Origin of the sequence: Microcystis protocystis FBCC-A270 (assembly GCF_050500235.1) — a bacterium.
Taxonomy (GTDB): Bacteria; Cyanobacteriota; Cyanobacteriia; order Cyanobacteriales; family Microcystaceae; genus Microcystis; species Microcystis ichthyoblabe_A.
On the sequence record NZ_CP191407.1, the window covers coordinates 2549326 to 2567232 of the forward strand.

General features: G+C 42.2%; 21 protein-coding genes. 8 read left to right on the plus strand and 13 right to left on the minus strand.

What is annotated here, in order from left to right; translation table 11 throughout:
• The first annotated feature begins 44 nt into the window (after nt 1-44).
• A complete protein-coding gene (locus ACQY1X_RS12375; protein WP_002733707.1) occupies nt 45-512 on the plus strand; it encodes a 5'-nucleotidase C-terminal domain-containing protein in 468 nt (155 codons plus the stop codon).
• Between the two features lie 400 nt (nt 513-912).
• On the opposite strand, the gene ACQY1X_RS12380 is transcribed toward ACQY1X_RS12375, so the two are convergent.
• The 3 genes from ACQY1X_RS12380 to ACQY1X_RS12390 all read right to left on the minus strand — a co-directional run bounded on the left by ACQY1X_RS12380 (nt 913) and on the right by ACQY1X_RS12390 (nt 2685).
• The gene (locus ACQY1X_RS12380; RefSeq protein WP_043997424.1) at nt 913-1143 is read right to left on the minus strand and encodes a hypothetical protein; all 231 of its coding nucleotides are present in this window, start codon (nt 1141-1143) and stop codon (nt 913-915) included.
• A 92-nt stretch (nt 1144-1235) separates the two neighbouring features.
• Nucleotides 1236-2318: a photosystem II q(b) protein gene (psbA, locus tag ACQY1X_RS12385; RefSeq protein ID WP_002731626.1), complete on the minus strand. Its 1083-nt coding sequence runs from the start codon at nt 2316-2318 to the stop codon at nt 1236-1238.
• 181 nt (nt 2319-2499) lie between these two features.
• Nucleotides 2500-2685 carry a hypothetical protein gene (locus tag ACQY1X_RS12390; protein ID WP_042790318.1) on the minus strand — a complete coding sequence of 62 codons (186 nt, stop codon included), beginning with the start codon at nt 2683-2685 and terminating at the stop codon, nt 2500-2502.
• A gap of 961 nt (nt 2686-3646) precedes the next feature.
• Here ACQY1X_RS12390 and ACQY1X_RS12395 point away from each other — a divergent pair.
• Nucleotides 3647-4450 (plus strand): creatininase family protein, encoded by an 804-nt coding sequence (locus ACQY1X_RS12395; protein ID WP_430014734.1) that lies wholly within the window; start codon nt 3647-3649, stop codon nt 4448-4450.
• A 336-nt stretch (nt 4451-4786) separates the two neighbouring features.
• Here the strand turns inward: ACQY1X_RS12395 and ACQY1X_RS12400 are convergent, their stop codons facing one another.
• The 3 genes from ACQY1X_RS12400 to ACQY1X_RS12410 form a co-directional block, all read right to left on the minus strand.
• Entirely contained in the window at nt 4787-4915 is a 129-nt protein-coding gene (locus tag ACQY1X_RS12400) for a PEP-CTERM sorting domain-containing protein (RefSeq protein ID WP_430015738.1), read from the minus strand.
• Nucleotides 4893-5984 carry a pentapeptide repeat-containing protein gene (locus tag ACQY1X_RS12405; protein WP_430014735.1) on the minus strand — a complete coding sequence of 364 codons (1092 nt, stop codon included), beginning with the start codon at nt 5982-5984 and terminating at the stop codon, nt 4893-4895. Before ACQY1X_RS12405 ends, ACQY1X_RS12400 begins: the two co-directional genes overlap by 23 nt.
• Before the next feature lie 74 nt (nt 5985-6058).
• Entirely contained in the window at nt 6059-6727 is a 669-nt protein-coding gene (locus ACQY1X_RS12410; RefSeq protein WP_430014736.1) for a hypothetical protein, read from the minus strand.
• A gap of 225 nt (nt 6728-6952) precedes the next feature.
• Here ACQY1X_RS12410 and ACQY1X_RS12415 point away from each other — a divergent pair, with 225 nt between their 5' ends.
• Nucleotides 6953-7621: a HEAT repeat domain-containing protein gene (locus tag ACQY1X_RS12415; protein WP_430014737.1), complete on the plus strand. Its 669-nt coding sequence runs from the start codon at nt 6953-6955 to the stop codon at nt 7619-7621.
• A 61-nt stretch (nt 7622-7682) separates the two neighbouring features.
• Nucleotides 7683-8195 (plus strand): phycobiliprotein lyase, encoded by a 513-nt coding sequence (locus ACQY1X_RS12420; RefSeq protein WP_002791543.1) that lies wholly within the window; start codon nt 7683-7685, stop codon nt 8193-8195.
• A gap of 70 nt (nt 8196-8265) precedes the next feature.
• Here the strand turns inward: ACQY1X_RS12420 and ACQY1X_RS12425 are convergent, their stop codons facing one another.
• Together ACQY1X_RS12425 and ACQY1X_RS12430 are read right to left on the minus strand one after the other, a co-directional pair.
• Nucleotides 8266-9198, minus strand: a complete 933-nt coding sequence (locus ACQY1X_RS12425; protein ID WP_080694061.1) for a hypothetical protein — start codon at nt 9196-9198, stop codon at nt 8266-8268.
• On the minus strand, nt 9155-9754 hold the full coding sequence (locus ACQY1X_RS12430) for a DUF1517 domain-containing protein (RefSeq protein WP_430014738.1): 600 nt from the start codon (nt 9752-9754) through the stop codon (nt 9155-9157). The genes ACQY1X_RS12425 and ACQY1X_RS12430 overlap by 44 nt, the downstream gene beginning before the upstream one ends.
• A 277-nt stretch (nt 9755-10031) precedes the next feature.
• Here ACQY1X_RS12430 and hpnH point away from each other — a divergent pair, with 277 nt between their 5' ends.
• Nucleotides 10032-11048: an adenosyl-hopene transferase HpnH gene (gene hpnH / locus ACQY1X_RS12435; RefSeq protein ID WP_430014739.1), complete on the plus strand. Its 1017-nt coding sequence runs from the start codon at nt 10032-10034 to the stop codon at nt 11046-11048.
• A 2-nt stretch (nt 11049-11050) separates the two neighbouring features.
• On the opposite strand, the gene ACQY1X_RS12440 is transcribed toward hpnH, so the two are convergent.
• The 4 genes from ACQY1X_RS12440 to ACQY1X_RS12455 all read right to left on the minus strand — a co-directional run bounded on the left by ACQY1X_RS12440 (nt 11051) and on the right by ACQY1X_RS12455 (nt 15020).
• A complete protein-coding gene (locus ACQY1X_RS12440) occupies nt 11051-12424 on the minus strand; it encodes a DICT sensory domain-containing protein (RefSeq protein ID WP_430014740.1) in 1374 nt (457 codons plus the stop codon).
• 173 nt (nt 12425-12597) lie between these two features.
• The gene (gene thrB / locus ACQY1X_RS12445) at nt 12598-13515 is read right to left on the minus strand and encodes a homoserine kinase (protein WP_430014741.1); all 918 of its coding nucleotides are present in this window, start codon (nt 13513-13515) and stop codon (nt 12598-12600) included.
• A gap of 2 nt (nt 13516-13517) precedes the next feature.
• On the minus strand, nt 13518-14228 hold the full coding sequence (locus tag ACQY1X_RS12450) for a superoxide dismutase (RefSeq protein ID WP_149106851.1): 711 nt from the start codon (nt 14226-14228) through the stop codon (nt 13518-13520).
• Between the two features lie 117 nt (nt 14229-14345).
• Nucleotides 14346-15020 carry a TIGR04283 family arsenosugar biosynthesis glycosyltransferase gene (locus ACQY1X_RS12455; RefSeq protein ID WP_430012843.1) on the minus strand — a complete coding sequence of 225 codons (675 nt, stop codon included), beginning with the start codon at nt 15018-15020 and terminating at the stop codon, nt 14346-14348.
• Between the two features lie 382 nt (nt 15021-15402).
• On the opposite strand from ACQY1X_RS12455, the gene ACQY1X_RS12460 reads away from it, so the two are divergent.
• The 3 genes from ACQY1X_RS12460 to ACQY1X_RS12470 all read left to right on the plus strand — a co-directional run bounded on the left by ACQY1X_RS12460 (nt 15403) and on the right by ACQY1X_RS12470 (nt 17458).
• The gene (locus ACQY1X_RS12460; protein ID WP_002733015.1) at nt 15403-15828 is read left to right on the plus strand and encodes a CoA-binding protein; all 426 of its coding nucleotides are present in this window, start codon (nt 15403-15405) and stop codon (nt 15826-15828) included.
• A gap of 251 nt (nt 15829-16079) precedes the next feature.
• Nucleotides 16080-17039: a quinolinate synthase NadA gene (gene nadA / locus ACQY1X_RS12465; RefSeq protein ID WP_430012844.1), complete on the plus strand. Its 960-nt coding sequence runs from the start codon at nt 16080-16082 to the stop codon at nt 17037-17039.
• 233 nt (nt 17040-17272) lie between these two features.
• Complete coding sequence (locus ACQY1X_RS12470; protein WP_002733156.1) at nt 17273-17458, plus strand: hypothetical protein; 186 nt, start codon at nt 17273-17275, stop codon at nt 17456-17458.
• A gap of 142 nt (nt 17459-17600) precedes the next feature.
• Here the strand turns inward: ACQY1X_RS12470 and ACQY1X_RS12475 are convergent, their stop codons facing one another.
• Nucleotides 17601-17744, minus strand: a complete 144-nt coding sequence (locus tag ACQY1X_RS12475; protein ID WP_002734821.1) for a high light inducible protein — start codon at nt 17742-17744, stop codon at nt 17601-17603.
• Nucleotides 17745-17907 lie beyond the last annotated feature (163 nt).

Here is a 17907-nt window from a genome sequence, read left to right on the forward strand (position 1 = left end):
CTTTAATCGCTGATATCTTCTTAGAAATAGATACGATTGATGTCGTGCTTGTCGGTAGTGGTTCCATACGAGGTAAAGAATTAGGGCCTGTGGTCACTCTTGAAGATCTTAAGAAGGTTTATCCCTATGATGGTTCTCTTTATAAAATTAAAGTTACCGGAGCGCAACTGACAAAGGTATTTACCCATTTTCTGCGCCCAGAAAACAGAAAGCCTGGGGAAAGTCAATGTTATCAAATCAGCAAAGGTGTTCGAGTAGTTTATAACAATACTAAGAAAGCAATTGAATCTTTCAGTATTAATGAACAACCTGTAGAGGCTGATCGTTTATATGTAATCTGCGTGCAAGATTATCATTATCAAAATTCACTGAAGAGTTTGAATCTCACGCCTGAAGAAATAGCTAACGCTAAAGTTGTTACTACTTCAAGCCAAGGTGTTCTTGAAGAATATTTAAGTACTCATCAACTTCTTGACGGTCAAGTGGAAGGACGCTGGACTTTTGTTAACTAGAGTTTATGACTCTAGCAAATTCGTGAAGCGTCTGAATGGAAACGATGTGTAGGGTTAATTCATGAATTAACCCTACAATTTTTTTACTTCTAATTAGTTAAGCGTCTGGTACTAAATTCGGTTATTAAAGACTGATTATCTATTCCCATTTTGCTGTTCGGCTATCCTGATATGTAGCCTATACTCAACGGATTTAGTATTAAACATCCGAAGTAACCGTGAGCGGCGATGCTGTATGCTTTTTTATGTTAATGGATTCTTTAAATCCTTTTATAATCCCTATTATTCGAGTTCTTGAGGTTCAATAACCAACTTAATTCCCTGAATAATTAATTTGATTTTTTTCCTTGTGGTTCTCCTAAATCAATCCAATAAATATCACCTTGAAAAATCGTCATATTTACTCAGATAATTGGCGTTGATGATGGCGTATTCCCTCTAACATCAAAGTTTCTGATTCGTCCAATCCATCACTATAAGCTTCATTCCAACTATCTATTAATCGTTGTTTAGTTGTTTTTTGATCATTCAATCCTAATTGTTGATGTAACTGTTCTAATAACCATTTTTTATCTTCAAGAGAACAGTCTCGTAACTTTTGTTCCAGTTCAATAATTTGAGGGGATATCATAAAATTAACTCCATTTAACATTGAGCTATATCATAATTCTAACAACAAAAAAGCACCCCCTCGCGGGAGTGCCTTTTCGTTCAGACTAGGAATTAACCATTGATAGCAGGAGCAGTCAGAGCTACAGGAGCCTGTTCACCACTAGCCAAGTCTAAGGGGAAGTTGTGAGCATTACGCTCGTGCATTACTTCCATACCGATACCAGCGCGGTTTAACACATCGGCCCAGGTACCGATTACACGACCTTGAGAATCGAGAATCGACTGGTTGAAGTTGAAACCGTTGAGGTTGAACGCCATGGTGCTAACACCCATTGCCGTAAACCAGATACCGATTACCGGCCATGCACCCAAGAAGAAGTGCAGGGAGCGGCTATTGTTGAAAGAAGCGTATTGGAAGATTAAACGTCCGAAGTAACCGTGAGCGGCAACGATATTGTAGGTTTCTTCCTCTTGACCGAATTTGTAACCGTAGTTCTGAGATTCGATTTCAGTGGTTTCACGCACTAAGGAAGAAGTTACTAGAGAACCGTGCATCGCGGAGAACAGAGAACCGCCGAACACACCGGCAACACCTAACATATGGAAGGGGTGCATCAGAATGTTATGTTCTGCTTGGAACACGAACATAAAGTTGAAGGTTCCAGAGATTCCTAAAGGCATACCATCAGAGAAAGAACCTTGTCCGATGGGATAGATTAAGAATACAGCAGTAGCGGCGGATACAGGTGCCGAGTAAGCAACACAAATCCAAGGACGCATTCCTAAACGGAAAGACAGTTCCCACTGACGACCGAGGTAGCAGAAGACACCTAGTAAGAAGTGGAAAATGACTAACTGGTAGGGACCACCGTTGTATAACCACTCATCTAAGGAAGCAGCTTCCCAGATGGGGTAAAAGTGGAGTCCAATCGCGTTGGAAGAGGGAACAACCGCACCAGAGATGATGTTGTTTCCGTAGAGTAGAGAACCAGCTACAGGCTCGCGGATACCGTCGATATCTACAGGAGGAGCGGCGATAAAGGCGATGATGAAGCAGGTGGTGGCGGTGAGCAGGGTGGGGATCATGATCACACCGAACCAGCCGACATAAAGACGGTTGTTGGTGCTGGTAATCCACTGGCAGAACTGCTCCCACAGGGAAGCACTCTCGCGCTGTTGTAAGGTGGTGGTCATTGGTTTATGATTCCTATTAAGTTATCGAGGTACGATTGATTGATGATGTCTCTATCTTAAGGAGTTTGTAACGGTTTGTAAAGGGGTTTGACAATATTGTTACTTATACCATTGATAAGCTGAGGTTATGTTAGGTTAGTTGGTCGCACTACCGACAATGAACTATGAAGCACCTTTTGTTTTAAGCCGGATGCGATCGCTTGTCCCGTTCGATCTTACCAGCGATCGCATCTAGTCTTGCTTTGATTCTGGTCATCCACTGGTTAAACTCGGCCGATTGCCGATTGATCGCTTCCTTGCGTTGTCTTATCTCATCGGTTGTTTTTTCGGGGGCCTCTAACCGGATATTTAATTCTGTAATCATCATTGCCTCAAGTATCCATGGATTCTTTACGGCAGGGAACTTGACATATTAATCAATGGGAATCACCCTCTTTACGGAAATTTTGCTGTTGACATCCTCACCACCTTAAAATGGACGGCAATACCACCCCAAAACCATGAAGCGCCTTTTCCTTTTAGCCGTAGGGTGCGCTCCCTAAGATGGCTCATACTACTCCACCGATAGATTTTTGGGAACGCACCCTGCACATTCATTGAAGCTGTGAGTTTAAGTGCGGTCGCTGATCTTATAGCGTTTCCTGTTCGCAAGAGGTACATTATCGATGTTGAAAAGCTTAATTAGCAAAGGTTTAAATGTGCCACACAGGTGTGAGAACTGCTATAATAAGCTACATTAACAACAATACTTAAAAAAAAGGCTTAAAGATGATCAGTAACAAGGGTAAAAAAACAAGTCGCTCCTGGTGTTTTTGCCCGACGATAGGCTCTCTTGGGTTTGGTGGGTAAAATGTATTCTAAGATACATTCCTGCGGGCGAGCGAGTGAAACGAACCACAAAGACACAAAGGACACAAAGATCGATCGCTCTTATATAATTTAAACTTATCACACAAGGTCGAGAAGAGCCGACGATATTGCAGATTATAATTAATGAAACAGGTTTTGTTGCTATGGGGATTCGTTTTGTCCAACCATTACCGATGAAGATGATTGGCAACCTTGCCAAGAATTAGTGGTACAATTACCAAATAAACAGTAATTTTTTCCATAAGTATCTAAGCACAATTAATTACACATCTAAGCCACTACTCCGTCAGACTTCTGCTGTGAGTAAACAGTGAACTGAAAACTCAAATCCGATCCCTAATAGCTTTATCCCGTCTCCCGTCTCCTGTCTCCCATTTCCCATCTCCTGTCTCCTGTCTCGACTAGGAAATTAGTTTTGCACGACTACTTAACCCTAATCCCTCACCCCCAATAGGATTATGATGCACGGTTTTATTCCCCCTCATCGTTATTTTCCCTATCTTACTTGGACTGATATAGATTCAATGCTAGATAAGGAAAATGTGGTAATTATTCAACCCATCGGTGCGATCGAACAACACGGACCCCATCTCCCTATTGCCGTCGATGCTGCCATTAGTTTAGGGGTTTTAGGCAAAGCTTTCGAGAAATTAAATACAAATGTTCCCGCCTTTGCTTTACCCTGTCTCTACTACGGAAAATCTAACGAACATTGGTCTTTCCCCGGCACGATTACCCTCTCGGCAGCCACCTTATTAACCCTCATTCAAGAGATAGCTGAAAGTCTCTATCGTTCGGGGTTTCGCAAGTTAGTATTAATGAACTCTCACGGCGGACAACCGCAAGTTATGGAAATTGCCGCTAGAGATATTCACCAACAATATCCCGATTTTTTAGTATTTCCTTTTTTCACTTGGCGAGTTCCCCACAATGCGGCTGAATTATTCTCGGAATATGAATTAGAATACGGTATTCATGCAGGAGATGTGGAAACTAGCATTATGTTATCATTACTGCCAGAACAGGTCAAAATTGAGCGGGCTGTCCGAGAATATCCCCAAGGTTTGCCAGAAAATAGTTTATTAACTATGGAAGGAAAATTACCCTTTGCTTGGTTAACTAAGGAATTAACTAAAAGTGGAGTGATGGGAGATGCTACTAATGCAAGTAAAGAAAAAGGCGATCGATTATTAGAATCTGTTGCTAATGGTTGGGTACAGGCGATCGCTGATGTTTATCAATTCCGTCAACCGAAGTTATAGCAAATTGAACATTCCGACACCAACAATTAATTTTTCTCAAGCAATATCCCGAACCTGTTGATAGCAGTTATCTTAATGATCGGGTACAAAATTTTCGTTTTCGGGAGTCGGTCTTCCATACCAGATTAGATTACACTTCATCTTTATGAGAAACACTGTAACACACAAAAATTAGCCGTTTCAGTCCCCTAAGGCTGCTGACTGAGAAACAATTGCGTTAGAATTAAAGAAATATTACAAGTGGTTGACAAAAATGAGCAGACATGAAAGGGAAACATCTCCTTACAGCTAGACAGCCCTAATTCTCAGGGGCGTTTCCCTGCTTTAGCCGAGTTTTTATTGGCGGTTGAATTTGCGCTTGAGCAAGGAACCGACACCAATAGCGACACCAACACCAAGAAGGGCAGAAAGATTGGAAGGTTCGGAGTTTGCGGTGGTCTTACTAGGTTGGAAAGTCCTCTCTATTCAAATTCCGAAAATTCTCATCATAATCTGCTTGTTCCCAATTGCGTGCTGTTTTTAGCTGTGCAATCTCAAGACCATTACAATTCTTAAAATTAGCCTTTTGTAACTCTGCTCCTTCTAAAATGGCATTAGTTAAGATTGCCCCTCCTAATTGAGATTGAGATAATCCAGCGCGATTCAAGTCTGCATTTGTTAGATCGGCATCTTTGAGATCTGCGCCTGATAAATCGGCTCCAAATAAGTGGGAGTTATTCAATTTAGCTCCCTTGAGGTGAGCGCCTCTAAGCTCACTTTTTTCTAGGTTAGCCCCTTGAAGATCAACGTGGTCCAAGTAAGCATTGTTGAATTTAGTCTTGATAAGATGAGAACCTCGCAAATCTAGCGTTCTGCTTGTAACACCATACTTTGGTTGGCGATACTCTAGTATGGTATCCATCGCTTTCTGAATTGCATAACTATATTCATTAGAAGGAGGAGCAGCAGTAGGGAGAGATTTTTCTCTAATAAATGCTGCCAAACCTTCTACTACGGTTGCGCGGTCTGTAGGAGAATCTTGGGCAACTTGCTCTAGTAAGTAAATCGCCCCCAGGCAAACTAGCGGTTTAGTTTCAGCCAAGTTTTTAAATGCTTCTCCTAGTCTTTCACTTATTTGCTTCTGGTCGGCAGTTTGAATGTTACGCCAGCTAAAGTAGGCCGTGACAATAAAGAAAAAAGCTCCTAGAATCTGAATTATGGTTAGCAGAAATGAATTTAAAACATTGACTTGTTCTTTTCTCAGTGCCAATACATCTTTATATTCAATTGCCTTGTTAATGTTCTGCTCGGGTAAGGTGTTTATCTCTTGAGAAATTTTACTAATATCTTCCAGTATTATCTTTTTCTCTTGTTGATTGAGAGATGAATTATTAATTTTTTCCTCTAACTTTTGAGTCTTGTTGGTTAGTAATGACTTTGAACCAGTCTTATTTAAGTTGCTAACAGAAGTATCTAGTGAGAAATATTCGTCTTTTATTTGCAGGAATATGTATGAGGCAGCAACTAATGAGATAGGTAAAATGATGAGAGCCAATAATAAAAAAATTAAAGGCTCTAGTCTGATTCTTAAAGGCGGGAGTCTGAACTGCAAAATCATAAGCTTCAAAGTTATAAGCTAATAGTGTCACTGCTGTCTACTAGGCTTAAAAATTTATTGGCTTCTGTGACGAATAGATAAGCACCTGCCTTAATGCTATTGACAGAAAATTCTGGTTGATTGTTGTAATATTTAATTCCATCTTCCATGATTAGGGTTGCACCAATTAAAATTCCCTCTATCGTCCTCAAATATGAAGGAAGCAGTGCATGGCTAATAGTTGCTTTTTGCTGGCAAGATTGAAATTTCTGTAAGCTTTTTTGAAAAGCAGTTACTGGAGACATTGAAAAGGTTGAAGGGACTTGAGCAGCGAGGTCATCGATTCTTTTTTCATTCAGCTTTAATTGGCTCTGTAGCCAATTTCTTTCATTAGGACCTATGTGAACTTGACCTTGAAAACTAATCAGTTTTTGGTCGATAGAAGAGAGCATTGGATCTTGCGGAAGGTTTTTATGATTTTGAAAATCAATATATTGTTTAAGATGCCGCAAGCATTTATCCAAAATCTCAAATTTTATCTTGTTAATATCTTGTTCATTTACCTTTGCCAGATTACGATCTGCTCTTTGCATTAAATTGCGCAGATAGTGAAATTGCTCAGTAACATACTTTAAATTTTCTTGGCGATGTTGACAAATTTGTTTTGGCCCTTGCCCTTTGTTTTTCTTATTGTTAGCCATGATTCCTCCCTGAGAGCGGCGATTACAATTACTGGCAGTGCCTAAGTATAATCCTAATTTGGTGTTTTAGTCAAGCTTAACCGCTGCACCGCCCACCGCTTCACCTTGTCAAGATGACACTTTAGGTATCTAACAGACAGAAATTAGCTGTTTCAGTCCACTAGGGCTGCTGACTTAGAAAAAATTGCGTTAGAATTAAAGAAATATTACAAGTGATTGACAAAAATGAGTAAGCCTGATATGGAAACCATTGCCCTGCAGTTAGAAAGCAGCAACTCTAAAGATCGTCTGCTGGCCTTGGCATCCCTGCGAGAAGTGGCCCCGGAGGAGGCTGTACCCTTGATCAAAAAAGTCCTTTATGATGAAATGCTGCCGGTGCGATCGATGGCTGTCTTTGCTTTGGGAGTCAAACAAACCGAGGAATGCTTTCCTATCCTCGTGGATTTGTTAGCCAATGATGCCGATTATGGCATTCGCGCCGATGCTGCGGGGGCCTTAGGTTATTTAGAAGATATTCGCGCTTTTGAACCCCTACAACGAGCTTTTTACGAAGATACGCAATGGTTAGTCCGCTTCAGTGCTGCCGTCGCTTTGGGCAATTTACGCGATATTCGGGCTAAACAGGTGTTATTATCGGCTCTCGATAGTAACGAAGCGGTTATTCAACAGGCCGCTATTGCCGCTCTTGGGGAAATCAAAGCAGTGGAAACCGTCGAGAAGCTTTTAACCTTTGTTAACTCCGATGACTGGTTAATCCGGCAGCGATTAGCGGAAGCTTTAGGCCAGCTTCCGGCGGAAAAAACGATCGCAGCCTTAAAATTTTTGGTCAAGGACGAACATCCACAAGTGCGGGAAGCAGCCCGTTTATCTTTGCAAAAATTGGCCAACGTCTAGGGATAGGATAGAATAAATAATCTATTCTTCCAGAGCGATCGATCTTTGCCTACAGCCATTCATGGACATTCAAGAATTTATTAATCTCTGTGCGGGTAAATGGTTTTCTCAGCGCACCAGTTATCAATTAGCTGCCCAAAAAGTTGCCAATAATAAAGCAGAAATCACCATCGATTTGCTGGCTGCCGATGCTGCCGATGTGGTGCAATTATGTTTAGAAAATAACTGTCAGTCCCAGACCAGTCTAGGGGGATGGAAAGCGACTTGGGATAATTCCGTGGACTATGGACAACCGAAAAAAATCGGTTCTAGCTATTTAGTTTGGCTACCCTCAGAAAATTCTTGGCAAGGAAAATTAATCACAGCGGTCGGTAAATCGGCAGCGCTGGGAGAATATCATCTCAGAAGCGATCAAGCTTTAACTTTAACCATCGAGGACAATCACCATCGTATCGAGGAAAGAATCTGGTTTGCTAGTCCTAATCTGAGATTGCGTACCAGTATTATTCAGTCGGCCAATGGCGATCGCCAAACGGTTTTCTATTCGGAAATTCGCAAAATGGTTGCTTCTTAAGTAGCTGCCATCCCCAATCTCTGAGGTGGGGAAGACAGGATTAATCTTCCACCACTCCAGTCAAATCCTCCTAACGTCGGCCGCGTCTGCTGCTGCCGAAACCACTGCGACTAGGGGTACGACGGGAACCAGAGGAACCGAAACTAGGAGAACGTTTGACATTATCAGATTTACCCGAATTCTTCAGGGTACTGGAACCATAACCGGAACCACTGGGTTTTGTGGTGGTGGTGCTGCTGCGATTGGGACTAGAGGGAGTATTGCTAGGATAACGACGTAAATTGCCGGTAGAACGGAGAGTTTGCCGGTTTTTGACCGCCGGAGGTGGACTATTATGTTTAGTCCGGTATTGATCCACTGCCTGATTATAGGTGGAACCGTAACCACCAAAACCGGTCATCACACCCCCCGGAGTATAGAGGGGAGGAACGTAGTATTGAGGACGAAAGAGCAAACTACCCAAAGCTTGACCAGCAACAGCACCGAAAAAAGGACTCCAAAAACTCGATTCTTGTCGAATCACCACGGTTTCCTGTTGTCCGGTTTGGGGATTGTTCCGCACTTCCGTGACATTATGGACATACTCAATTTTAAAATCTTCGGTCATGTACAGGGTAGCCTGATCACCGTTGATTTCTACTGCGGTTTTTTCCCCTTTAGCAATGTCCTCCTCGGTTAATCTAGCCATTTGCAGGTTAGTGGTGCGAAAGAGGGGTGAAGTCCCCCCGGGGGTGTTTAACAGCATTAAGGTATAAGTGCCATCTCCGTCATCGTAGGTAGCTTGTTGCACCTCGTAGCGACCGCTACTAACCTGATTGGATTCTCGTCTTACACTACTGTTATTAGCTGACGGTGACTGAGTTTGATTTGACGAGGAACCACAGGCCACCGTTGTCCAACAAAGGGTAAGAATTAAAAAAATTGTCGTTACTTGGCGCAGCATAAGGGCAAAATTAAGACTATAAAGGCAGCAATTCGGGGAAATTGAGTAATAGTTGCTCATTGGTCAATTCATCTCCCAATTGAGCAGGAGAAAAATGTACCTGAATCGCACGCAGCCGACCTTGGTAGTGAAGGTTAATTATTGATTTTAAACCATCTTCCAGGGCCTCTCGATCGGCTAGGCTAGTTTCTAAAGCAGCACTCTCACCCTCGAAGGCTATTGTGATCATAACAACTAAGTTATCGGTGACGGGTAAAGTTAAGGGTTCGTTTTCCCCCAACTGTGAAGACACCGATTCACTTAGGTATCTGGCCGCAGAATCGGTAAACAGTTCGTTAACGTAGTCTCCCGCTTCCCCCTCATGCCAAAAAACATCGCCCTCATTAGCCACAGAAAACCAATAGAGGTTCATCTGCAGCAGATTTTGACAAATTTCTACTAAACCCTCTCCCATGACCTCTAAATCGCCTTCGGAATCGATCGCCTCCCGGCCGGCACGATTAAGAATACCGATCAGCGGTGCGATTTCTTGGCCGTAGAGATGCAAAAATAAGCGACAGACCACATAGCGAGTTCTACCCGCAAATTTCTTGAAGCGATCGCCTAAAGAACCCATAATAGACCTCTGGTAAAAATCAAAAATTGTCGTTAAGGTTAGGAGTCAGGAGATAGGAGTCAGGAGACTTTTTTTTTATTTATTCTTCCCACTTCCCACTTCCCACTTCCCACTTTCAAGTCAGTAGTCTTGAAGCCATCAGCTAGATCAAGATGATAATCAAGTAAACAGCCAAAAAAGCCACCAGCTTTTATTTATCTTGCCATTTTCTAGGGTTCTATGCCTTGATGTCCTGTTAACAGTCTATAATGACTTAGAATCCTATTGGTGTGAGCAAATGGCTGTCCAACTACAACAAGCTTTAGTGGTTGCTTCCTATATCTTGAAACAGCGTCTAGCAGGAAAAAAGCGTTTTCCCTTAGTTTTAATGCTAGAACCCCTATTTCGCTGTAATTTAGCCTGTACTGGCTGCGGGAAGATTCAACATCCCCCGGAAATCCTCCGCAATCATCTTACCCCGGCAGAATGTTTCGCAGCGGTGGAAGAATGCGGGGTTCCCGTGGTTTCCATCCCCGGGGGTGAGCCGCTTTTACATCCACAAATCGATGAAATTGTCAAGGGGTTAGTGGACAGAAAAAAATTCGTCTATCTGTGTACCAATGCCCTGTTATTGGAGAAAAGCCTAGATAAATTTACTCCTTCACCCTATCTTACCTTTAGTGTCCATCTGGATGGTCTCAAAGAACATCACGATCGCTGTGTGGATCGAGAGGGAGTATTCGATAAGGCAGTAAAAGGGATTAAAGCGGCGAAAGCGAGAGGTTTTCGGGTTACTACTAATACCACGGTTTTTGAAGGCACAGAACCGCGAGAAATGCAGGAATTTTTCGATTTTCTCGCTACTTTGGGTATCGATGGCATGATGATTTCCCCCGGCTACAGTTATGAGTGGGCCCCGGATCAAGATAGTTTCTTAAAACGGGAGCAAACCAGAGCTTTATTCCGAGAAATTCTCTCACCCTGGAAATCAGGTCAGAAAAAGTGGAATTTTAACCATAATCCTCTCTTTCTTGATTTTCTCATCGGTGAACAGGACTATGAATGCACCCCTTGGGGTAGTCCTAGCTATAGTCTTTTAGGATGGCAAAAACCCTGTTATCTGCTCAACGAAGGTCATTACAAAAGCTTTCGGGAACTTTTAGCAGAAACCAATTGGGATAACTACGGTCGGGCCAGTGGCAATCCTCAATGTGCCGATTGTATGGTACATTGCGGCTATGAACCGACCGCGGCCATGGCAGCTTTTAAACCGGCTAATATGAGACGTGCCATGCAGAGTTTAATCGGAGTCTAATCCTAAACTGATTCTAACCAGACGGCGGGGACTTGACTAGGGCGATCGGGTAATTGCATCCATCCCATTTCGCACAGACGAATTACCGAACTTAATTTTTCTACCAAAGCGGGATCGAAACGAATCCCGCTATAATTTTGACAGCGCTCTAGGGCCTCTCCCAAATCTAGAGCTAGTCGGTCGCCTCGCGGTTGAGTTAATTCCTGAAAATAGGCTGATAATCCTAAAATTCGCGACTCTAGGCTGATTTCTTCCCCTTTTAAACCGTTGGGAACCCCGCTACCATCCCAGTATTCAAACTCATGGTAAATAATCTGTTGAATTGGGGCTAATTCGGGCATAGTGGCGAGTAATTGTGCGCCTAACACCGATCGATCCCGCCAAAATAACGCATTTGCTCCCTCTAACTGACTGGCACGCTGTCTAAAAACTTCGATCGGAGCCTCCGCTAGACCGATGCGGTATAATAAACCAGCTAATCGTAAGCGTCGTAATCTCAGGGTGGGTAAATCGAGCAATTGTCCCAACATTTCCGCTAAAGCGGCCACCTGTAGGGAAGCAAGGGGATTATCAATATCTCTTTCATCGACTTTTTGAGCCATTCTTAGAAAAGCTTGCAGTTTATTAGCGGCTAAATTTTTATTTAAACGGGATGCTTGTCCTTCTAAGTCGCTTAATTCTCGCGCTTGTCTGCTGACGGTGACTAACTGCTGTTGACTGGTTTGCAGATAGGTGACAATGCGAGAGACTACTCCGGTTAAATCCGTGGGAATGGGATTAATATTTTGACTAATTTCCTGCTGTTGTCTGCTTAAATCGGCCGCTAGACTGGGATTATAGGGATGCAGACGCTCAATTAAGATCCTAGCGGCTTTTTCAACTAAATCGCGATCGAATGTCCATAAACCGTAGAATTTTCGCTCCGTGTCTATTTGGGGTTGACTATCGGACCGGTATTCTTCCGGGGATAACTCATGACAGAGTACCATGGAGGCGTAATCGGGGGAAAGAATGATTAAATTCCACTCATTAACCAAACTATCGCTATTATCTAAGTTGACTAGGGAAACATTCTCTAAACTGCCGGTTTTATGCTCAGAAAAACCACTATCGGCCACGGCGGCGATCGCAATGTGACGAGAAGAGCGAGCAATATCTAAATAGCGCTCAGCTTCCTGTAAATACCATTTACCCTGTTGAAAGGTGACTAAGACCAGTGGTTTATTTGTACTATCAGGGCTGCTAGTTTGCAAGATATGATCTTCAAGAGCATGACAGAGGGCCACAAGGGTATTCTTAAAATAGACCCCGTAACTGCTGGGTAATCGTCCCGATGAAGCTCTTTTTAACTGTTGTAAACTGGATCCTACGGTCATAAGTGGCAAGATTAGGGGGAGTGGGGTGTGGGGAGTGGGGAGTGGGGAGAATAAATAAAAATAATCTCCTGATTTCTGACTCCTGATTACTGATGACTGATGACTGACTCCTCATAGCTTTTTACTTAATTTTATCTCAAATGTCAGGGACTCTTAACAGGTAAATTGGAGGCTTAACAGTTTACTTGGGCCCCTAGGGTATCTAAAGCCAAAATTTTGGCACTGGAGTTAATCCCCACTTCCTCCCAAGCATTGGTCATCTCTGTGGCTGTTTTTTGGGCATTTTCAGGGTTAGTTAAAGCTAATAGGCTCGGACCTGCGCCACTAATTACCATCCCGTAAGCACCCGCGTTAAGGGCGGCTTTTTTCACCTTTTCGTAACCCGGGATCAAAGATTGGCGATAGGGTTGATGCAGTTTATCCTCTAGGGCAATTCTCAGCCAATCGCCGTTACCCGTCTCTAATCCCCGCAATAATAAACCCAAGCGGGAAATATTGAAAATAGCCTCCTGACGGCTAATTTTTTCGGGTAAAACCGCCCTAGCTTTTTCCGTAGCCAGTTCAAAATCGGGAATCCCTAGGACGGGAATGAGATTTTTTTGCCAAAATACTTGACAAATAGCCCAATTTGTGCTATCACCTGCCGATAGCTGACAGTTGCCCCGCAAAGCTGGCACCACATTATCTGGATGGCCCTCCAATGCGATCGCTAATGCTTCGATTTCCCCCATAGATAAAGGATTGCCCGCGCATTGATTGGCGGCCAATAACCCACCGACAATAGCAGTGGCAGAACTACCTAAACCTCTAGCCAGAGGAACCCCTAAACCGATCTCGATGGCGATAGGGGGCGGATTCTGTCCTATTTTTTGATAAACTTGCAAAAAAGAAGTGTAGATTAAATTATCAGCCCCTTGGCTAACTTTAGCTGATTCATTTCCCTTGACACTAATGCTGACAGGGTTAGCTGTCGTTGCCGGCAGCAGGGTAAAAGTAAACTGATTATATAGGGTTAAGGCCGCTCCGAGACAATCGAAGCCGGGCCCAATATTAGCAGTGGTAGCGGGAACTGTTACCGTAAAAGTTGTCATGGTTAAGCTTTTGCCTGAAGATAGCGGCGATTTACCTCCTCCCAGTTAACCACATTCCACCACTGTTTTAAATACTCAGCCCGTTGATTACGATATTTTAAGTAATAGGCGTGTTCCCAAACATCATTGCCCATAATTGGCTGTAATCCCATCATTAGGGGGCTATCTTGGTTAGCAGTGCTGGTAATTTCTAGTTGTCCTGACTTATTTAACACCAACCATGTCCAACCACTACCAAAAAGTTTAGTACCTGCTTGGTTGAAAGCGTTTTTAAATTCCTCGAAACTGCCAAATTTAGCGATTATTGCCGCTCCTATTTCTCCTGTTGGTTCGCCACCGCCATCGGGGGACATAATCTGCCAAAACATCGTATGATTAAGATCGCCGCCGCCATTATTGCGGATAGTGATGCGAAGATCGGCGGGTAAAGAGTCAAGATTTTTAATTAATTCTACTACTGTTTTTTTCTGCAATTCTGGATATTTTGCCACTGCCGTGTTGAGATTATTAACGTAGGCTGCATGGTGTTTATCGTGATGAAATTGCATCGTTTCCTTATCGATATAAGGTTCTAGGGCATCATAGCTATAGGGTAGGGCGATAAGACCATAGGGACCAGTAGCAGCAAAAGCGGGACGGTTAAAACCGGCAAGAGTGGCTGTGCCAAGGGTAGCACCTAAAAGATAAAGAAATTGACGGCGATCGAGAGACATATTCTCAGAGCAGATGTTCCAATGATCAATTATCCTATCGATCGGTACTTCGGGAGACAAAAATTTTTATCGACAGACTCCCAGAAGTAATCAGAATCTAGTGGCAGTTCTCCCTAATTACCATAAACGATAAAAATTTTTCAACAAATGTGGCGGAATTTTTAGATAATAACCAATAATTATTAATTGATTAACTAAGGTAGTTTTGCCAACTCCTAATTTTTGCCAACGTCTTGCCGAGGTAATCACCGCAGTAGAAACTATGGCTATTTTACCCCTTTTTTTCAATCTTTGTATTAATTCAAAATCTTCCATAATTGGCAACTCAGGAAACCCCCCTAAATCGGTCAATATTGAGGCTTTTAAAAATATTCCTTGATCTCCGTAGGGAAGAGAAAACCAGTGAGAACGCCAATTAACTAATTTTTCCACTAAACGCAGGGTTTTTTCCTCTCCATCAATTTTTAATTCAAAAGCCCCCGCTACTATCCCAGATTGGGATAAAGTATTGATAATTTGTTCTTGAAATTCCTGGGGAAGTAAAGTATCTCCATGCAGAAATAACAAAATATTTCCTTTCGCTATTTTGGCTCCTAAATTCATCTGAAATGCACGACCTTTACTCGGTGAAATAATTACTTTTGCTCCCAATTTTTCAGCTATTTCTCTGGTTTTATCTATACTTCCCCCATCGACAACAATAATTTCTACTCCTTCACCTATCTGTTTTAACGTTGCTGCAATTCTTAACTCCTCATTAAGAGTCGGAATGATAATACTAAGATAATTCATGAGGTTTTGTACTAACTAAAGTCAGAGGATTTAGGGGCAACCATCGGGTAAATTTTCCTACAGATACCGAGGAATTGATTGGGATTGGTAATAAGTAAGTAGTTATAATTAAATAGAAGATAGATTTTGCCTCTGATCCCCCCTGCCCCCCTTAATAAGGGGGGTGCCGATAGGCGGGGGGATCCCCCCTTAATCCCCCCTTGATAAGGGGGGTGTCTGACAACTTTTAACACCTACCTACTTAACTGTTTTTCCGATATAAAAGTTAAACATTGCTGCCAGTTCTCCAGAGGGGCTAAAGCTGCAGTTAAAAGTTGATACCAAACTAGGTTACACTTCATCTTTATGGGAAACGAAACTCTGTTCTAAGATAGGTGGGACAATGCCGAATATTAAAGGAGACGATGGTGCGCTCAAAACCATTTTCAGCAATAGTAAAATTATCGCAGTGGTGGGGCATTCTGAGAAATCGAGTCGCGCCAGCTATCAGGTAGCCAAATTTCTGCAAGCGGTGGGTTATCGAGTCTATCCTGTCAATCCGATGGTCAAGCAAATTGATGGTCAAAGGTGCTATCCTTCTCTAGAGGCTATCCCTGAACCCGTGGATATTGTTAACGTTTTTCGTCATCCTGATTATCTACCTGAAATTGTCGAGTCAGCTATTGCTATTCAGGCTGCTACCCTTTGGACACAATTGAAAATTTATCACCCAGTTGCGGAAAAAAGGGCGATCGAGGCGGGTTTAAATGTGATTATGGATGCTTGTATCCAGATAGAATATCAGCGTTTAGGGATTTCCCAAAAATAAACTATAGCGGTTCTCGTACCTGTACGGCACATTTAAACCTTTGCTGATTAAGCTTTTGAACATCAATAATGTACCTCGTGCGAATAGAACACGCTATATACTTTTTGAAAAATGGTATTATCGGGGCTTGGTTGTCAGTCGTTTGAGCGCTGTTGCATCAAGCTTTTTTTGTTTGTGGTCTCTCCTTGGAAAAATTTGCTATGATGTAGAGACTTGTTTAGTATTTGGTAAAAATAACCATAAATCTCACCGTGTTCACAACTGTTCAACCCGCAAATCGATCGAGCTTACCTGATGACCTATTTACGGCAATTAAAGAGCTTAAAAGGGAATTAAACGCCGTTATTCTGGCTCACTACTATCAAAATTCTGACATACAGGATATAGCTGATTATATTGGTGATTCTCTAGGTTTATCCCAGCAGGCTGCCCAAACGCCAGCAGATGTAATCGTATTTGCGGGGGTTCACTTCATGGGAGAGACAGCTAAAATCTTAAATCCGGATAAGTTGGTATTGCTGCCGGATTTAGATGCGGGATGTTCTTTAGCTGATAGTTGTCATCCTGAAGATTTTGCTCGTTTTAAAGCCCAATATCCCGATCATATCGTGATTTCCTATATCAATTGCAGTGCAGAAATTAAGGCCATGAGTGATATTATCTGCACCAGTTCCAACGCAGTCAAAATAGTGAATCAAATCCCTGTCCATCAACCGATTATCTTCGCTCCTGATCGCAATTTAGGCCGTTATGTCAGTCAGCAAACTGGCAGAGATTTATTTCTCTGGCAGGGTAGTTGTATTGTCCATGAAACTTTTTCCGAACGCAAGATAATAGAATTAAAAGTTGCCCATCCAGAAGCAAAAATTATCGCCCATCCTGAGTGTGAATCATCGGTTTTACGCCATGCCGATTATATTGGTTCCACGACGGCACTATTAAATTATTCCCTGAAAAGTTCCGAAAAAACCTTTATTGTCGTCACAGAACCGGGGATTATTCACCAGATGCAAAAATCCGCGCCAGAGAAAGCATTTATACCCGCACCAGCTTTAAATAACTGTGCTTGTAATGAGTGTCCCTATATGAGACTGAACACTCTCGAAAAATTGTATCTCTGTATGCGAGATAAAACTCCAGAAATTACTATTTTTGAAGATTTAAGAGTTAAGGCACTGTTGCCGATTCAAAGAATGTTAGAAATGTCTTAATCAGTTATCAGTTATCAGTGCGCCAATTCAAAAACGAAAAGCATCAACCCCAAGAGTTAGCTCTTCTGGTGTTTGTCTGGAAGGAAAAAGAATAGGGATAATTTGGGTTAACCACAGAAACCAAAAACCTACCTAAAGCCTTTTAAAGTTACTCATTTCTGTAGCTAGATAACTAAAATAAGTAACTTTGGCCACCGATAGATTTTAAGAACGTTATCAGGTATAATCAAGATATGAAGCTAGTTGAACGTCATATTATCAGTCAAAACCATCCCTTATGGTCAGAAATCGACCATTATGCCTTCTTGTCAAAAAATTTGTTCAATCTAGCTAACTACCATTATCGCCAATATTTCTTTGAAAACTCCCAAAAACTGAGTTTTAATCAACTCTATCATCTGGTATCTAAAACCTCTTAGCTTCACCATGAGTGATTATTGTTGACTGATCACTGAAAAATCTCTCCAACCTCCCACTTAAAAAGGGGAAGAGCATAGCTCTTCCCCTTTTTTTAAGGATTTATTCAAGATGATTGTAGATGCACAGCAGTCGAGGCCGAAATTACATTAAGCCTAACTGAGCAAGGATGCCTTTGTGGGTTAAGTATTCCGTAGCTACGCCAATAACGAAACCGAGCATGGCTAAACGACCATTCCAGTTTTCAGCGAAAGCGGTGAAACCGAGTTTGTTTTCTTGCTTATCCATGGTGAATTGCCTTCCTATAAGAAAATTGCGTTTAAGTCAAGTGCTTGATATTTAATGTAACATAACTTTCCAGACTATGCAACATTTCTTTACATAAATTTTATTGATGTTGGCCATAAACTTTTATGGGGGTAGGGTCAAGGGTGGGCAATGGCGGCCGAAA

What these genes read in the sequence shown, in the direction of transcription:
- ACQY1X_RS12455 (WP_430012843.1), bottom strand. Translation starts at nt 15,020, where the DNA reads ATGAATTATCTTAGTATTATCATTCCGACTCTTAATGAGGAGTTAAGA.
- ACQY1X_RS12460 (WP_002733015.1), top strand. Translation starts at nt 15,403, where the DNA reads ATGCCGAATATTAAAGGAGACGATGGTGCGCTCAAAACCATTTTCAGC.
- ACQY1X_RS12390 (WP_042790318.1), bottom strand. Translation starts at nt 2,685, where the DNA reads ATGATGATTACAGAATTAAATATCCGGTTAGAGGCCCCCGAAAAAACA.
- ACQY1X_RS12415 (WP_430014737.1), top strand. Translation starts at nt 6,953, where the DNA reads ATGAGTAAGCCTGATATGGAAACCATTGCCCTGCAGTTAGAAAGCAGC.
- ACQY1X_RS12425 (WP_080694061.1), bottom strand. Translation starts at nt 9,198, where the DNA reads ATGAGCAACTATTACTCAATTTCCCCGAATTGCTGCCTTTATAGTCTT.
- ACQY1X_RS12430 (WP_430014738.1), bottom strand. Translation starts at nt 9,754, where the DNA reads ATGGGTTCTTTAGGCGATCGCTTCAAGAAATTTGCGGGTAGAACTCGC.
- thrB (WP_430014741.1), bottom strand. Translation starts at nt 13,515, where the DNA reads ATGACAACTTTTACGGTAACAGTTCCCGCTACCACTGCTAATATTGGG.
- ACQY1X_RS12420 (WP_002791543.1), top strand. Translation starts at nt 7,683, where the DNA reads ATGGACATTCAAGAATTTATTAATCTCTGTGCGGGTAAATGGTTTTCT.
- ACQY1X_RS12440 (WP_430014740.1), bottom strand. Translation starts at nt 12,424, where the DNA reads ATGACCGTAGGATCCAGTTTACAACAGTTAAAAAGAGCTTCATCGGGA.
- ACQY1X_RS12410 (WP_430014736.1), bottom strand. Translation starts at nt 6,727, where the DNA reads ATGGCTAACAATAAGAAAAACAAAGGGCAAGGGCCAAAACAAATTTGT.
- psbA (WP_002731626.1), bottom strand. Translation starts at nt 2,318, where the DNA reads ATGACCACCACCTTACAACAGCGCGAGAGTGCTTCCCTGTGGGAGCAG.
- hpnH (WP_430014739.1), top strand. Translation starts at nt 10,032, where the DNA reads ATGGCTGTCCAACTACAACAAGCTTTAGTGGTTGCTTCCTATATCTTG.
- ACQY1X_RS12380 (WP_043997424.1), bottom strand. Translation starts at nt 1,143, where the DNA reads ATGATATCCCCTCAAATTATTGAACTGGAACAAAAGTTACGAGACTGT.
- ACQY1X_RS12475 (WP_002734821.1), bottom strand. Translation starts at nt 17,744, where the DNA reads ATGGATAAGCAAGAAAACAAACTCGGTTTCACCGCTTTCGCTGAAAAC.
- ACQY1X_RS12395 (WP_430014734.1), top strand. Translation starts at nt 3,647, where the DNA reads ATGATGCACGGTTTTATTCCCCCTCATCGTTATTTTCCCTATCTTACT.
- ACQY1X_RS12470 (WP_002733156.1), top strand. Translation starts at nt 17,273, where the DNA reads ATGAAGCTAGTTGAACGTCATATTATCAGTCAAAACCATCCCTTATGG.
- ACQY1X_RS12450 (WP_149106851.1), bottom strand. Translation starts at nt 14,228, where the DNA reads ATGTCTCTCGATCGCCGTCAATTTCTTTATCTTTTAGGTGCTACCCTT.